Here is a 13,939-nt window from a genome sequence, read left to right as displayed (position 1 = left end):
CGCGACCCGTGGTCCTGTCCCTTTCATGCTTTGGGGATCGGACCTGTCGGTGCCGGGCCCAGCCCGTCACACAGGAGGGCGCGTTTCCTCAAACCACGAACCTGCAGAGGACGCGATGACTAAGCGCAGTGAGGCGAAGTACAAGATCGATCGCCGTATGGGCCAGAACATCTGGGGCCGCCCGAAGAGCCCCGTGAACCGCCGCGAATACGGCCCCGGCCAGCATGGCCAGCGCCGCAAGGGCAAGCTCTCCGACTTCGGCGTGCAGCTTCGCGCCAAGCAGAAGCTGAAGGGCTACTACGCCAACATCAGCGAGCGCCAGTTCCACGGCATCTACGTCGAGGCGAGCCGCCTCAAGGGTGACACCGGCGAGAACCTGATCGGCCTTCTCGAGCGCCGTCTCGACGCGGTCGTGTACCGCGCCAAGTTCGTTTCCACGATCTTCGCCGCGCGCCAGTTCATCAACCACGGCCACATCAAGGTGAACGGCCGCAAGGTCAACATCTCGAGCTACCAGCTCAAGGTCGGCGACGTCATCGAGGTCAAGGAAGCCTCCAAGCAACTCGCGCACGTTCTCGAAGCGAGCCAGCTCCCCGAGCGCGACATTCCCGACTATCTCGAAGTCGACCACGGCAAGATGACCGCGAAGTATGCGCGCATCCCCGGCCTCTCCGACGTGCCGTTCCCGGTGCAGATGGAGCCGCATCTGGTCGTCGAATTCTATTCGCGCTGATAACTCGGCGGATCGACTTTCAAAGGCCCCGGTTCACCGGGGCCTTTTCGTTATGGTAGCATGTCATCGATCGCTCAGACGCCGACCAGATGACGAGACAGCCCATGCTCTACACCCCTCCTGCCATCGATCCCAAGGCGCCGCCGGTGCGCATCAACCTGCTCTCGGACACGCAGACCAAGCCGACGGCTGCGATGCGCGAGGCGATGGCGCGGGCGGAGGTCGGTGACGAGCAGGTCGGCGACGATCCGACCGTGAACGCGCTGTGCGAACGCGTTGCCGCACTGCTCGGCAAGGAAGCCGCCGTCTACATGCCCTCCGGCACGATGTGCAACGTCACCGCGACGCTGGTGCATTGCCGCCCCGGCGACGAGATCCTCGCGCATGAGACCGCGCACATCATCGCGCGCGAAGGCGGCGCGCATGCCGCGATCGGCGGCTTCCAGGTCACGCAACTCAAGGGCCCCGACGGCCAGTTCACGCCGGAGACGTTCCGCAAGGCGCTGCACCCGCGCACCCGCTACCAGCCGCCGCAGACCGTGGTCAGCGTCGAGCAGACCGCCAATATCGGCGGCGGCACGGTGTGGAAGAAGGCCGCTCTCGACGAGATCGTCGCCATCGCGAAGCAGCACGGCCTCATCACGCACATGGACGGCGCCCGCCTGCTGAACGCCACCGTCGCGAGCGGAATTTCCCCGCGCGACATGACCGCGGGATGGGATTCCGCCTGGATCGACTTCTCCAAGGGCCTGGGCGCGCCGATCGGTGGCGTGCTCGCCGGCTCTCGCGCCTTCATCGACGCGGTGTGGCAGTGGAAGCAGCGCCTCGGCGGCTCGATGCGGCAGGCCGGCATCTGCGCCGCCGCCTGCATCCATGCGCTCGACCACCACGTCGAGCGGCTTGCCGACGACCACGCCAACGCGCGCGCGCTGGCGCGGGGACTGTCGCAGATCGCAGGCATCGAGGTTCAGGAGCCCGAGACCAATCTGGTGTTCTTCAAGCCCGATGGCGCCGGCGTTCCCGGCAACAAGATGGTTGCCGCGCTGCGCGCACGCGGCGTGACGCTGGCGATGATGGACGGCCGCATCCGCGCCTGCACGCATCTCGACGTCAACGCGAGCCAGATCGAGGAGACGATCGGCCACGTCAGGGAAATCGTGCGCGGAGCGTAGCTAGCGACCCATCGCCTGATAGATCAGCGTCTTCAGCGCCAGCTGGATCCGGCCGCGCTGCGTGGGGGTCTGCACCATGAAGACGCCGAGCAGATCATCCTCGGGATCGATGAAGAAGAAGGTGCCGCCGACGCCATCCCAGCGATATTCGCCGAGCGGCCACGACGTGGCGGGCGGCACCGACGTACGAACGGCGAAACCGAGGCCGAAGCCCGACGTCCCGCCGGGATAGTAATTCTGATCGCGCACGATCTTCGTCTCGGGACCGACATGGTCCGACGCCATCAGCGCGATGGTCTCCGGCTTGAGATAGCGCCGGCCCTCATAGGTCCCGCCATTCAGCAGCATCTGCGCGAAACGCGCATAGTCGCCGATCGTGCCGACCATGCCACCGCCGCCGGATTCCCATTTCAGCGGCCGCCTGGGATCGCGGACCTGGGTGTTGGGATTGATGTTGCGGTCCTGCGGCATCGGCTCGGCGATGCGCGGAAATTTGGCGGGATCGGCGACGTAGAACGCGGTCTCGGTCATGCCGAGCGGATCCAGCAGCCGCTCCTTCTCGAATTGCAGCAGCGTCTTTCCGGAGATGACTTCGACGACGCGGCCGAGCACGTCGGTGGAATGGCCGTAGTCCCACACTGTACCCGGCTGCTCGACCAGCGGCAGCGTGGCGATCTTCGCGACGAACTCCGCATTGGTGAGATCGCTGTCGAACAGACTGGCGTCGGCGTAGAGCTCGCGCACCTTGCCGCCGCCATAATAACCGTAGGGAAGCCCCGAAGTATGGCGCAGCAGGTCCTTGATCGTGACGGGACGATCGAGCGGCGCGAGCGCCAGCGTGATCTTGCCGTCTTCGCCCTTCTTCTCGACCCCGACCTTCATGCCGGCAAAGGCCGGAATGTATTTCGAGACGGGATCGTCGAGCCCGAGCTTGCCCTCCTCGACCAGCATCATCGCCATGACTGATGTGACCGGCTTGGACATCGAATAGAGGCGGAAGATCGTGTCCGCACTCATGGAAATCTCGGTGGCGACATCGCGGACACCGAAATTCTCGTAATAGACCGGCTTGCCGTGCTGCTGCAGCAGCAGAATGGCACCGGGAATGTTGCCGGTTGCGATCTCGTTCCTGACGTAGTCGGAGACCTTCGCCAGCCCTTCCGGAGAGAACGTATGCGCGGCCCGCCCATCGGAGCCTGCGCCGGCTCCGATGGCACTGGACAGAAGCACGAGCGCCGCGATCAGCGCGCGACGCCCACGCATGTCACTTCTCCATGGCTTCATAGACCAGCTGCTTCAGCGTCCGCTGGATGCGCTGGCGTTCGGTCGGGGTCTGCTCCAGCAGAACGAAGAACATGTCCTGCTTGGGGTCGATGACGAAATAGCAGCCCGAAGCGCCGTCCCATTTCAATTCGCCGAGGTCGCCGGGCGGCGGCGGCTTGGCGTTGCCCGGATCGGTGCGGACCGCGAGCCCGAGGCCGAAGCCGAAGCCATCGCCGGGGAAGTAGAAATAGTCGCGATCGACACCCGAGTTCGGGCCGATCTGGTCGGTCACCATCAGCTTGAATGTCTCGGGCTTGAGGATGGTCTTGCCGTCAAGGCTGCCGCCGTTGAGCAGCATCTGCGCGAACCGCTCATAGTCCGCCATGGTGGAGACCATGCCGCCGCTGGCCGACTGCCATTTCTTCACGACGGTCGGATCGTTGATCCGGCCGACCCGGAAATCGCTGTCGTTCAGCACCGGTTGCGCCAGCAGCTTCTGCTTCTCGGGATCGGTGACCAGGAAGCCGGTATCGACCATGCCGAGCGGGCCGAGCAGCGTCTCGCGTTCGATGTCGAGCAGCGGCTTGCCGGCGGCGACTTCCATGACGCGCGCCAGGATGTCGGTGGAATGACCATACTGCCAGAGCGCGCCTGGCTGGTTGTGCAGCGGCAGCTTGGCGATGCGTTCGGCGAACTCGGCCAGATCGAAATCGCCGGCATAGATGTTGGCATCGCGATAGGCCTTACGGACCAGGCTGTCGCCGTAGAAACCATAGGTGATGCCGGAGGTGTGCGTCATCAGGTCGTGCACCGTGATCGGCCGTTTCAGCGGCTCGAGCTCGAGCGACTTGGAGCCGTCGTCGGCCTTCTTCTCGACGCCGACCTTCACGTTGGCGAACGAGGGGATGTATTTCGAGACGGGATCGTCGAGCTTGATCTTGCCGTCCTCGACCAGCTTCATCGCAGCCACCGACGTGATGGCCTTGGTCATCGAGAACAGGCGGAAGATGGTCTTGTCGGTGATCGGCGCCTTGCTCACGACGTCCTGCACGCCGAAGGCTTCGTGATAGACCGGCTTGCCGTGCTGCTTGATCAGGACCGTCGCCCCGGCGATCTTGCCGGTCGCGACCTCGTTCTTGAAGAACTCGCTGATCTTGGCGAGCTTGTCCGGGTTGAAATGCGCACCCGCCGGGATCTCGTAGGTCCCCTCCGCCCGTCCTGCCGATATTGCGCCGAGCGACATCAGCGCACCGCAGACGAACGAGCATAGTCCAAGTTTCGAAATCATATTCCCTCCCCGGAACACGGTGCGGCGGAGTGTACCGACCGGCTCAATCGGCACAAGGGCCGCCGTGCCGCATCAGTGCCTCCGCGTGCAGGTTGGCGCTCGGCTCCGAGAAGCAGCAGAACAGCACACGTGCGACCGATGGCGCCTCGGACAACGCAGCGATCGTCGTGCGGACCGCGATATCAGCGGCCCGTTCTGCCGGAAAGCGATAGACGCCGGTCGAAATCGCGGGAAATGCCACCGAGGCCAGCGCATGCTCCCGGCACAGCTCCATCGCGCGACGATAGCAGGAGGCGAGCAGATCGTCCTCACCAAGCGTACCGCCGTTCCAGACCGGGCCGACGGTGTGGATCACATGCGCGGCCTTGAGCCGGTAGCCCCTGGTGATCTTGGCGTCGCCGGTCTTGCAGCCGTGGAGCGTACGGCATTCGGCGAGCAGTTCGGGCCCGGCGGCCCGATGGATCGCTCCATCCACGCCGCCCCCGCCAAGGAGCGACGTGTTGGCGGCGTTGACGATCGCGTCAACGCCGAGTGTCGTGATGTCGGCGACGATGATGTCGAACTCCGCGCCGCAAAACCGGCGCGTCAGCCGGGTCACCTATCAGGCCGCGACGGCCACGCCCTTGTCGGCGAAGAGCTGCTGCAATTCGCCGGCCTGGAACATCTCACGGACGATGTCGCAGCCACCGATGAACTCGCCCTTCACATAGAGCTGCGGAATGGTCGGCCAGTTCGAATATTCCTTGATGCCGTTACGCAGCTCGGCGGATTCCAGCACGTTGAGGCCCTTATAGCCGACGCCGATATGGTCGAGGATCTGGACGACCTGGCCGGAGAAACCGCACTGCGGAAATTGCGGCGTGCCCTTCATGAACAGAACCACGTCGTTCGACTTCACTTCGTTGGCGATGAATTCCTCGATGCTCATATCCGTGTCCTTCTGGGGCAGAGCCCTCAATCGTCGCTTCGGGCCGGCTCAGCCCATCTAACCCGATACCTGCCCATATATGTAGCGCAAACTATTGTGCATCCAAAGTAAAATGGCGGCGACGAGGCTCCCGGCGGCAGCTCGGGGGCGCCGCGCCCCAATGGGCTGATGACGCTAATATCATCGCCGGGGAGGACTTTTATCCCGTTACGGAGGCCCTATCTAGGACGAACCCTGGTTTTGGAACCGGGCAACGCCAACAACGTTCTCTTGTCTTGTCTGGAGAAAAACGTGACGAAACAAGCCCCCGCTACGGCCACGTCCCCGATTTCGTCACCATTGTCCGAGCCGGGCGGCCTCGCCCGGAGGCTGGAGAGCGCCTTTCTCGCCGTCCGCAACGAGACCGAACGCCGGGCCGCGCCGCTTTCGCCGGAGGACCAGCAGATCCAGTCCATGCCGGATGCGAGTCCGGCGAAATGGCATCGAGCCCACACCACCTGGTTCTGGGAGCAATTCCTGCTCGGCGAGCACTGTCCGGGCTACCGGCCCTTCCATCCCGATTTCGCCTTCCTGTTCAATTCCTATTACGTCAGCGCAGGTCCGCGTCACGCCCGCCACCACCGCGGCGACATCACGCGGCCGAGTGCCGACCAGGTCGGCGCCTATCGCAAATATGTCGATGCCGCGGTCGCGAGATTCTTCCGAGAGGCCGACACGGACAAGCTTCAGGCGATCGCGCCGCTCGTCGAAGTCGGGCTCAATCATGAGCAGCAGCATCAGGAATTGATGTTCACCGACATCCTGCACGCTTTCGCGCAGAACCCGGTCTTCCCTGCCTACGATCCGGATTGGCGATACCCGGCTTCGACCCGCGCCGGCGAGGACTGGCTGTCGCTGAACGAGGGCATCCACACCGTCGGCCATGTCGACGACAGCTTCCATTTCGACAATGAGAAGCCGGCGCATCGCGCCCTCGTCGGTCCGGTCCGGATCGCCCGCAATCTCGTCAGCAACGGCGAATGGCTCGCCTTCATGCGCGACGGCGGCTACGCGACCGCAACGCTCTGGCTGATGGACGGGATTGCCGCCGTGAACAACGAGGGCTGGGATGCCCCCGGGCATTGGCGCGAGATCGACGGTCAATGGCACGTGATGACGCTGGCCGGCCTCAGGCCGGTCGATCCTGACGCGCCCGTCTGCCATATCAGCTACTACGAGGCCGACGCCTTCGCGCGCTGGGCGGGAAAGCATCTGCCGACCGAAATGGAATGGGAGGTCGCGGCTCGCGCGGGCGCGCTCAACGATGCCTTCGGCATCGTCTGGCAGTGGACCCGCAGTTCGTACTCCCCCTATCCCGGCTACCGCGCCATCGAAGGCGCGCTCGGCGAATACAACGGCAAGTTCATGGTCAATCAATTCGTGCTGCGCGGCTCCTCGCTCGCAACGCCGGACGGGCACAGCCGTATCACCTATCGCAACTTCTTCTATCCGCACCATCGCTGGCAATTCACGGGGTTGCGGCTCGCCGACTACGACTAGGGCTTGATCCGGAAAAGCGCGCAGCGGTTTTCCGGAGGATCATGCCCGAACAGCAGCCTGAGGCGCGATCCCGTCGCGCTTCGGAGTGTCATCCGACGACAACCGCGCGCCGGACAGCGCGTTCAGGAGAGCATCATGAATGTGCATGCCAGCGCTTTGGCCGAGGCCCATCTTCCCGACGAGCAGACCACCGCGTTCGCCCGCGAGGCCATCGAAGACCTGTCGCAGCAGCCGAAGCGCCTGTCGCCGAAGTATTTCTATGACGCGACCGGGTCGGAGCTGTTCGAGGCGATCACGCGCCTGCCGGAATACTATCCGACGCGCACCGAGCTTGCGATCCTGCGCGAGCGCGGCGGCGAGATCGCGAAGATCATTCCGGAACACGCCGCACTGGTCGAGTTCGGCGCAGGCGCCACGACCAAGGTCCGCCTGCTGCTCAACCACTGCAAATTCGCCGCCTATGTGCCCGTCGACATCTCCGGCGACTTCCTGCAGGCGCAGGCGAACGGACTGAAGCGCGACTTCCCCTCGCTCGGCATCTATCCGGTCGCGGCCGACTTCACCACGCCGTTCGAGCTGCCCGCAGCGGTGGCGGCGATGCCCAAGGTCGGCTTCTTCCCCGGCTCGACCATCGGCAATTTCGAACCGCACGAGGCGCAGGCGTTCCTGAAGAGCGCGCGGCAGATCCTGGGGCGCGGTGCCCTGATGATCATCGGCGCGGACCTCGAGAAGGACGAGCGCGTGCTCCACGACGCCTACAATGACGCCGCCGGCGTCACCGCCCGGTTCAACCTCAATGTGCTCGTGCGCATCAACCGCGAGCTTGGCGGCAATTTCGACCTCTCCGCCTTCACCCACCGCGCGATCTACAATCGCGAGCGGCACCGGATCGAGATGCACCTGATCAGCAGGAAGAACCAGACGGCGCGCCTGCTCGGCACCAGCTTCTCGTTCCGCGCCGGCGAAAGCATCCACACGGAGAACAGCTACAAATACAGCCTCGAGCGTTTCGCCGGGCTGGCGCGGGGCGCCGGCTGGCGGGTGCGCGAAACCTGGATGGATGCGGCGAAGATGTTCTCGGTGCACGCGCTGGAAGCGGCGGAATGACCGCTGCAGCTACGGACGCTCGGCCTTGATGGTCATGGTCGAGGGCTCGCGAAGCTGACCGGCCGGAAGACCGCCGGTCGTCGTGACCACAACCTTGTTGCCGTCGATCCTGACGTCGCCATTCCAGCGATCGCCGAGCGCAACGCTGCGGATGGTCGTGAGGTTCAATCGCTCGTAGCGCTTGCCCTCGCTGTCGAAGGCGGGCGCCGGCTCGGCCGTCAGAATATGCAGCGAATAGAACACGCCCGTGCCGCCGCCGCTGTAGCTGGTGGCGACGACCAGCAGCTTGTTCGCCGTCATCCCGATGTAGCGATAGGCCTCCTCCTCGGAGGGGCTCTTGTCGCCCGGAGCGATCCGGCTCTGCACGACCCAGGCACCGTTGCGCCTGATGGGATCGGCATAGAGATTGCTGCCGGTCGCGGCCTTGACGTCGATCGTGACGATGATGCTGCCGGAATCGGCGAGATTGCCATCGCCCATGTCGCGAAAGACATTCGGCGGGACCGGCTCGCCGTCGACCGTGAAACTCTGCCTGAGTTCGTCGATCGTGCCGGGGCTTGCGGCCCCAGCGATCGGGCCCGCAAACGTGACGCAACAGAGCAGTAGAAGCGTGAACTGAAACCGCACGGAAACCTTCATCGAGGGTGGTTTCGTCGTTAGACGCTCGCCCGGGCTCCGCGGTTCAATGCGCCTCCGCTTCCTCCGGCGTCGATCCCAGCGACATCGACTCCCACACAGCCACGACGATCATGATCACCGTCGTCGCGACCGACAGCCAGAGCGGGGACAGGTCGGCCCCGAACCAGCTCAGCGCCAGCAGCAGGATGATGCCGATGCCGTGCGACAACTGGAGAAAGCCGCGGATCGAATATTTGAAGAGGATGGTGCCGATCAGGAAGACCAGCGGGCCTCCGATCGTGCTCACGATGGTGCGGACGTCGGAGTGCCCGGCCGGATGCTTGAGCACCAGTTCGTCGGAGACCGCGGTCAGGATGATGCCGGCGATGATCGGCATGTGCAGATAGGTGTAGGCGAGCCGCGCCAGGCGGCCGGATTCGGCGGATTTGGAGATGCGCTCGGAGCCGGCCTCGGCGCCCTTGTGGAAGTAGACCCACCACATCGCGATGGCGCCGGCCAGCGCGGAGACGAAAGCGAGGATGTTGTCGGAGGTCCAGTCCAGCTCGGCGAAGGTGGCACCATTGACGACGACGGCCTCACCGAGCGCGATGATGATGAAGCCGGCGCAACGCTCGGCCATGTGACCGCCTTCGACGGCCCAGGCCTCCACCGACGAGAAGCCGAGCTTCGGAACCCAGAAGCGAACCGATGGCGAGACATATTCGATCGTCAGCGCGACGATCCAGAGCCACAGCCTCTCTTCCCCATGGGCCAGACCGCCAAGGATCCAGAAGATCGCGGAGCAGCAGAGCCAGACGAGAATCCGGATGGCATTGTGGCGCACGGCAGTCCGGTGGCGCGGGGTCGCGAACAGCCAGAAGGCGGTTCGCCCGACCTGCATGGTCGCGTAGGCAACGGCAAACCACAGCCCCCGCCCTTCGAAGGCCGTCGGGATCGTGGTCGACAGCACGAGGCCGCCCAGCATCATCGCGAAAAGCAACAGCCGGACCGGCGTCAGGTCCGGATTGAGCCAGTTCGTGACCCAGGCGGTGTAGACCCACACCCACCACACTGCCAGGAAGAGCAGCGTGACCTCGACCGCGCCCAGCGGCGTGAAGTGGTGCAGCAGCGTGTGCGACACCTGCGTGACGGCGAAGACGAAAACGAGATCGAAAAACAGCTCGGCATTGGTGACGCGGCTGTGCTGGTTCGGCAAGATGACGCGAAACATCGCGCCGCGCGGATTGTCCGCAGCCATCATTTCCCCCCGTCACACGATCTGGTCGGATGCTCGCTGGTCAGGTGTGCTTCAGATCAAGCGCCCGGCACGCCGGTCTGCAGCGCCAGCGCATGCAGCACGCCGCCCATCTGGCCGCGCAGGGACTGATAGACGATCTGGTGCTGCTGGACGCGGGACTTGCCGCGGAAGGATTCCGAGATCACCGTCGCGGCATAGTGGTCGCCATCGCCGGCGAGGTCACGGATCGTCACCTCGGCATCGGGGATCGCTGCCTTGATCATCGCCTCGATATCGTGGGCGTCCATGGGCATTCGGGTCTGGCTCCTTGTCTCGACGTCGTCTCGGCTTCGAATCGCTGCCGGGGTCCCCGGACCGGCACTGGTCAAACTTAGCGTGATCGGCCTTCTACGTCACGCCTCCAGCCAGTATATTCCTGATCCAATCAGGATAAAGGCACGACAAAGTGCCGCGCGCGGCAGATTGATCGAAAGGGCGTGAAATCATGAAGCTTCCAGGTCCCGACCATCCCATCACCATCACCCAGAACCCCCGCCGCGTCAGGGTCACGGCAGGTGACGTCGTGATCGCGGAAACCTCCAAGGCGCTGATACTGAAGGAAGCGAAATATCCGGCGGTGCAATATGTCCCGCGGGAGGACACCAACATGTCGCTGCTCGAGCGCACCGACCGGGTCACCCATTGCCCCTACAAGGGCGACGCCAGCTATTACAGCATCAAGGCGCGTGGCAAGACGCTGGACAACGCGATCTGGACCTACGAGACGCCCTTCCCCGCGATGACGGAGATTTCCGGCCATCTCGCTTTCTATCCGGACAAGGTGACGATCGAGGAAGTGGGGTAGCCGCGGATCATCCGATTCCGCGGCGATGCGATCGTTGAACTGCGATCATTGAACAGGGGGTGTGGCGCTTCGCCATCCCGCGATCAGAGACGTGTTTTCCGGGGCTTGGCTAAACCCTGAAGATTGTCAGGCCCAGCACGAGCAGCACCAGGAAGATCACGACGAAGATGTAGAACAGGAAGCGAGCGACGTCCGCGGAGGCCGCCGAGATGCCGGTGAAGCCGAGCACGCCGGCCACGATCGAGATCACGAGGAAGATCAGCGCCCATTTCAGGATCGTCATCGCCAGCTCCGATATTGCCACCGCGACCGGCCTTCCCAGCCCGTCAACGAGACTAACTTCGCTGTGCGGAACTGGTTCCTCGCGGCGCCCGGCGGCCCGCGCCGCTGGCACAAACTGCCCTTGCTGAATCGGGTTCCCGGCTGCACAGTCGGCCCGGGACAGGAAGCGCGACCGGGGCAGCCATGATCACGATGTCACATTCCGCGGCGATCGGTGCGGACGTGCACGCCGCGCCCAAGGCCAAGGTGCGTAACCTGTCGCTCGACCGCGCGCGCACCTTCCTGACGCTGGTGGTGCTGCTGCATCACGCCGTCATTCCCTACACCTATTTCGGCCACACCGATCCGACCTCCTGGATCGGCTTCGACGTGGTCGTGCTCGCCACCGACAGCTTCTTCATGGCGATGTTCTTCTTTCTGTCCGGCCTGTTCACCTGGCCGGGCATCGCGCGCAAGGCGCCATCGGTCTTCCTGCGCGATCGGCTGTTGCGGCTTGGCTTGCCGTTCGTGGTCGCGGCGTTCACGGTCATCCCGATCGCCTATTACGCGATCGCACTGCGGCAGGATCCCGAGCTGACCTTCCCGGCGTTCTGGTGGAAGACCGTGACGGCCGGACCGTGGCCGAGCGGGCCGATCTGGTTCGTGTGGGTGCTGCTCGCATTCGACCTGACCGCGAGCCTGCTCTACCGGGTCTCCGCCCATCTGGTCGATCCGGTCAACCGGGTGTCGGTGCGAGGTTTCGAGCAGCCCGCCATGTTCTGGCTGCTGCTCGCCGTCGTCACGGCGATCGTCTATGTGCCCGCGCTGCTCTATTTCGGCGCCAACAAATGGTTCGAGTTCGGACCGTTCTCGGTGCAGGCAAGCCGGATCCTGCTCTACTTCAGCTATTTCTTCATTGGCGTGAGCGTCGGTGCCGCGAACTTCGATCGCGGCGTGCTCAGCGCCGAAGGCCAATTGCCGAGGACGCGCTGGCTGTGGGTGATCGCGACGCTGATCCCCTACTGCCTGATGTGGTGCATGATCTACATCAAGCGGGAAATCCTGGGGAATCCGGACGTGCTGCCGCATTGGTATCAGGCGATCTACGGCACGTTCCTCGTGCTGTTCTCGGCCGCGATCCTGCTCGCGATCCTCGCCTTCTTCCTGCACGACAAGTCCCCGGGGCCAAGCCTGCTCGACCGCATGCAGGCGGACGCCTACGGCATGTTCCTCGTGCACTATCCGATCGCGCTGTGGATTCAATATGCGCTGTTCGACTACGACCTGCCCGCCATCGTGAAGGCCGCGATCGGCTTCGTGCTGACGGTGATCCTGAGCTGGGGCGCGACGGCGGCGCTGCGGAAGATTCCGGGCGCGTCACACGTGCTGTGACCGAGGCGAGTCATTTCGGGGCGATGCGCGGTATCGCACCGGTTGCGCAGTTACGTACCTGAGCACATCGAGATTCCGGGGGCGCGCTTTCGCGCGTCCCCGGGAAATGGCTATCAAGCCGCCTTGCCGCTCATGTAGTCCGGCAGCCAACGCTCGAACGATTTGCGCAGGGTGTCGATCGCGACGGGCGCTTCGCCTGCGATAGCGATCGCGTCGCCACCCGTGGTGCCGATCCGCACGCAGGGCACTTCGCAGCCGCGCATCTTGGCGAGCACGCGGCCGGCCTCCGCCTCGGGCACCGTGACGAGATAGCGCGCCTGGTCCTCGCCGAACCAATAGGCCTGCGCCACCAGCGCGGCCGGTGCCGCGAGCAGCTTGGCACCGATGCCGCTCGCCATCGCCATCTCGGCGAGCGCGATCAGGAGGCCGCCATCAGAGAGGTCGTGCACGGCAGTCGCGGTGCCCGCATGGATCATGCCGCGGACGCAATCGCCATTGCGCTTCTCCGCGGCGAGATCGACCGGCGGCGGCGCACCTTCCTCGCGGCCGCAGATGTCACGCAGATATACGGACTGGCCGAGCCAGCCATGGGTCTCGCCGATCAGAAGGATCGCTTCACCCTCGGCCTTGAACGCGAGCGAGGCCGATTTGGTGAAATCGTCGAGCAGACCGACGCCGCCGATCGACGGCGTGGGGAGGATCGCGCGGCCGTTGGTCTCGTTGTAGAGCGAGACGTTGCCGGAAACGACGGGGAAGTCCAGCGTGCGGCAGGCTTCCGAGATGCCTTTCAGGCAGCCGACGAACTGGCCCATGATCTCGGGCCGCTCCGGATTGCCGAAATTGAGGTTGTCGGTGATGGCGAGCGGCTTGCCGCCGACGGCGGTGATGTTGCGCCAGGCTTCGGCCACGGCCTGCTTGCCACCCTCGAACGGATCGGCCTCGCAATAGCGGGGCGTGACATCGACGGTCAACGCGAGGCCCTTCGGACCGTCCTCTACGCGCACCACGGCGGCATCGCCACCGGGACGCTGCAGGGTGTTGCCGAGGATGACGTGGTCATACTGCTCCCACACCCAGCGCTTGCTGCACATGTCGGGTGTCCCGATCAGCTTCTCGAGCGCGGCCCCGAGGCTCATCGGCGCCGGCACCTCGCGGGCATGCACGACAGGCAGCGCGGCCGAGGCGACATGCGGTCGATCATACAGCGGCGCCTCGTCACCGAGCTCCTTGATCGGCAGGTCAGCCATGACATCGCCGCCGTGCTTGACCACGAAGCGCTTGCTCGGCGTGGTGTAGCCGACGACGGCGAAGTCGAGGCCCCACTTCTTGAAGATGGCCTCGGCCTCCTTCTCCTTCTCGGGCTTGAGCACCATGAGCATGCGCTCCTGGCTCTCCGAGAGCATCATCTCGTAGGCGCTCATGCCGGTCTCGCGGGTCGGCACCGCATCGAGATCGAGATCGACGCCGAGGTCGCCCTTGGCGCCCATCTCGACCGCCGAGCAGGTCAGGCCCGCCGCGCCCATGTCCTGGATCGCG

The 13,939-nt window shown here is 64.6% G+C and carries 15 protein-coding genes; 6 read left to right on the top strand and 9 right to left on the bottom strand.

Annotation, left to right across the window (positions count from 1 at the left end):
- The first annotated feature begins 115 nt into the window (after window positions 1-115).
- Window positions 116-733 (top strand): 30S ribosomal protein S4, encoded by a 618-nt coding sequence (rpsD, locus tag QM712_RS26745; protein ID WP_415026150.1) that lies wholly within the window; start codon window positions 116-118, stop codon window positions 731-733.
- A gap of 104 nt (window positions 734-837) precedes the next feature.
- A complete protein-coding gene (locus tag QM712_RS26740) occupies window positions 838-1,905 on the top strand; it encodes a threonine aldolase family protein (protein WP_415026149.1) in 1,068 nt (355 codons plus the stop codon).
- Here QM712_RS26740 and QM712_RS26735 read toward each other — a convergent pair whose 3' ends face one another.
- Genes QM712_RS26735 through grxD form a run of 4 tightly spaced genes read right to left on the bottom strand, consistent with a single transcriptional unit; the run spans window position 1,906 to window position 5,384 of the window.
- The gene (locus QM712_RS26735; RefSeq protein WP_415026148.1) at window positions 1,906-3,168 is read right to left on the bottom strand and encodes a serine hydrolase domain-containing protein; all 1,263 of its coding nucleotides are present in this window, start codon (window positions 3,166-3,168) and stop codon (window positions 1,906-1,908) included.
- Window position 3,169: 1 nt separating this feature from the next.
- On the bottom strand, window positions 3,170-4,456 hold the full coding sequence (locus tag QM712_RS26730; RefSeq protein ID WP_415026147.1) for a serine hydrolase domain-containing protein: 1,287 nt from the start codon (window positions 4,454-4,456) through the stop codon (window positions 3,170-3,172).
- Window positions 4,457-4,499: 43 nt separating this feature from the next.
- The gene (locus QM712_RS26725) at window positions 4,500-5,054 is read right to left on the bottom strand and encodes an O-acetyl-ADP-ribose deacetylase (RefSeq protein WP_415026146.1); all 555 of its coding nucleotides are present in this window, start codon (window positions 5,052-5,054) and stop codon (window positions 4,500-4,502) included.
- Between the two features lie 3 nt (window positions 5,055-5,057).
- Entirely contained in the window at window positions 5,058-5,384 is a 327-nt protein-coding gene (gene grxD / locus QM712_RS26720) for a Grx4 family monothiol glutaredoxin (RefSeq protein WP_415026145.1), read from the bottom strand.
- 240 nt (window positions 5,385-5,624) lie between these two features.
- Here grxD and egtB point away from each other — a divergent pair, with 240 nt between their 5' ends.
- Window positions 5,625-6,923: an ergothioneine biosynthesis protein EgtB gene (egtB, locus tag QM712_RS26715; RefSeq protein WP_415026144.1), complete on the top strand. Its 1,299-nt coding sequence runs from the start codon at window positions 5,625-5,627 to the stop codon at window positions 6,921-6,923.
- Between the two features lie 135 nt (window positions 6,924-7,058).
- Window positions 7,059-8,030, top strand: a complete 972-nt coding sequence (egtD, locus tag QM712_RS26710; RefSeq protein WP_415026143.1) for an L-histidine N(alpha)-methyltransferase — start codon at window positions 7,059-7,061, stop codon at window positions 8,028-8,030.
- A gap of 9 nt (window positions 8,031-8,039) precedes the next feature.
- Here the strand turns inward: egtD and QM712_RS26705 are convergent, their stop codons facing one another.
- The 3 genes from QM712_RS26705 to QM712_RS26695 are packed head-to-tail and all read right to left on the bottom strand — an operon-like array spanning window position 8,040 to window position 10,199.
- Window positions 8,040-8,669, bottom strand: a complete 630-nt coding sequence (locus QM712_RS26705; protein WP_415026142.1) for a hypothetical protein — start codon at window positions 8,667-8,669, stop codon at window positions 8,040-8,042.
- Between the two features lie 43 nt (window positions 8,670-8,712).
- Window positions 8,713-9,906, bottom strand: a complete 1,194-nt coding sequence (locus QM712_RS26700; protein WP_415026141.1) for a low temperature requirement protein A — start codon at window positions 9,904-9,906, stop codon at window positions 8,713-8,715.
- 56 nt (window positions 9,907-9,962) lie between these two features.
- Window positions 9,963-10,199, bottom strand: a complete 237-nt coding sequence (locus QM712_RS26695) for a BolA family protein (protein WP_018316584.1) — start codon at window positions 10,197-10,199, stop codon at window positions 9,963-9,965.
- A 191-nt stretch (window positions 10,200-10,390) separates the two neighbouring features.
- Between QM712_RS26695 and QM712_RS26690 the strand changes: the two genes are divergently transcribed.
- A complete protein-coding gene (locus tag QM712_RS26690; protein ID WP_415026140.1) occupies window positions 10,391-10,750 on the top strand; it encodes a DUF427 domain-containing protein in 360 nt (119 codons plus the stop codon).
- 109 nt (window positions 10,751-10,859) lie between these two features.
- On the opposite strand, the gene QM712_RS26685 is transcribed toward QM712_RS26690, so the two are convergent.
- Window positions 10,860-11,033: a DUF1328 domain-containing protein gene (locus QM712_RS26685; protein WP_415026139.1), complete on the bottom strand. Its 174-nt coding sequence runs from the start codon at window positions 11,031-11,033 to the stop codon at window positions 10,860-10,862.
- 182 nt (window positions 11,034-11,215) lie between these two features.
- Here QM712_RS26685 and QM712_RS26680 point away from each other — a divergent pair, with 182 nt between their 5' ends.
- Complete coding sequence (locus QM712_RS26680) at window positions 11,216-12,403, top strand: acyltransferase family protein (RefSeq protein WP_415026138.1); 1,188 nt, start codon at window positions 11,216-11,218, stop codon at window positions 12,401-12,403.
- A gap of 113 nt (window positions 12,404-12,516) precedes the next feature.
- On the opposite strand, the gene QM712_RS26675 is transcribed toward QM712_RS26680, so the two are convergent.
- Window positions 12,517-13,939: AIR synthase-related protein (locus QM712_RS26675; RefSeq protein ID WP_415026137.1), on the bottom strand; the 1,423-nt coding region annotated here is incomplete at its 5' end.

The sequence above is a fragment of the Bradyrhizobium sp. genome (assembly GCF_047605465.1).
In the GTDB taxonomy this organism is placed as follows: Bacteria; Pseudomonadota; Alphaproteobacteria; order Rhizobiales; family Xanthobacteraceae; genus Bradyrhizobium.
Note: the sequence above shows the minus strand (reverse complement) of the source record. Positions and strands in the feature narration are given on the sequence as shown.

What these genes read in the sequence shown, in the direction of transcription:
- rpsD (WP_415026150.1), top strand. Translation starts at nt 116, where the DNA reads ATGACTAAGCGCAGTGAGGCGAAGTACAAGATCGATCGCCGTATGGGC.
- QM712_RS26730 (WP_415026147.1), bottom strand. Translation starts at nt 4,456, where the DNA reads ATGATTTCGAAACTTGGACTATGCTCGTTCGTCTGCGGTGCGCTGATG.
- QM712_RS26700 (WP_415026141.1), bottom strand. Translation starts at nt 9,906, where the DNA reads ATGGCTGCGGACAATCCGCGCGGCGCGATGTTTCGCGTCATCTTGCCG.
- QM712_RS26695 (WP_018316584.1), bottom strand. Translation starts at nt 10,199, where the DNA reads ATGCCCATGGACGCCCACGATATCGAGGCGATGATCAAGGCAGCGATC.
- QM712_RS26690 (WP_415026140.1), top strand. Translation starts at nt 10,391, where the DNA reads ATGAAGCTTCCAGGTCCCGACCATCCCATCACCATCACCCAGAACCCC.
- QM712_RS26680 (WP_415026138.1), top strand. Translation starts at nt 11,216, where the DNA reads ATGATCACGATGTCACATTCCGCGGCGATCGGTGCGGACGTGCACGCC.
- QM712_RS26740 (WP_415026149.1), top strand. Translation starts at nt 838, where the DNA reads ATGCTCTACACCCCTCCTGCCATCGATCCCAAGGCGCCGCCGGTGCGC.
- QM712_RS26685 (WP_415026139.1), bottom strand. Translation starts at nt 11,033, where the DNA reads ATGACGATCCTGAAATGGGCGCTGATCTTCCTCGTGATCTCGATCGTG.
- egtD (WP_415026143.1), top strand. Translation starts at nt 7,059, where the DNA reads ATGAATGTGCATGCCAGCGCTTTGGCCGAGGCCCATCTTCCCGACGAG.
- QM712_RS26735 (WP_415026148.1), bottom strand. Translation starts at nt 3,168, where the DNA reads ATGCGTGGGCGTCGCGCGCTGATCGCGGCGCTCGTGCTTCTGTCCAGT.
- QM712_RS26705 (WP_415026142.1), bottom strand. Translation starts at nt 8,669, where the DNA reads ATGAAGGTTTCCGTGCGGTTTCAGTTCACGCTTCTACTGCTCTGTTGC.
- grxD (WP_415026145.1), bottom strand. Translation starts at nt 5,384, where the DNA reads ATGAGCATCGAGGAATTCATCGCCAACGAAGTGAAGTCGAACGACGTG.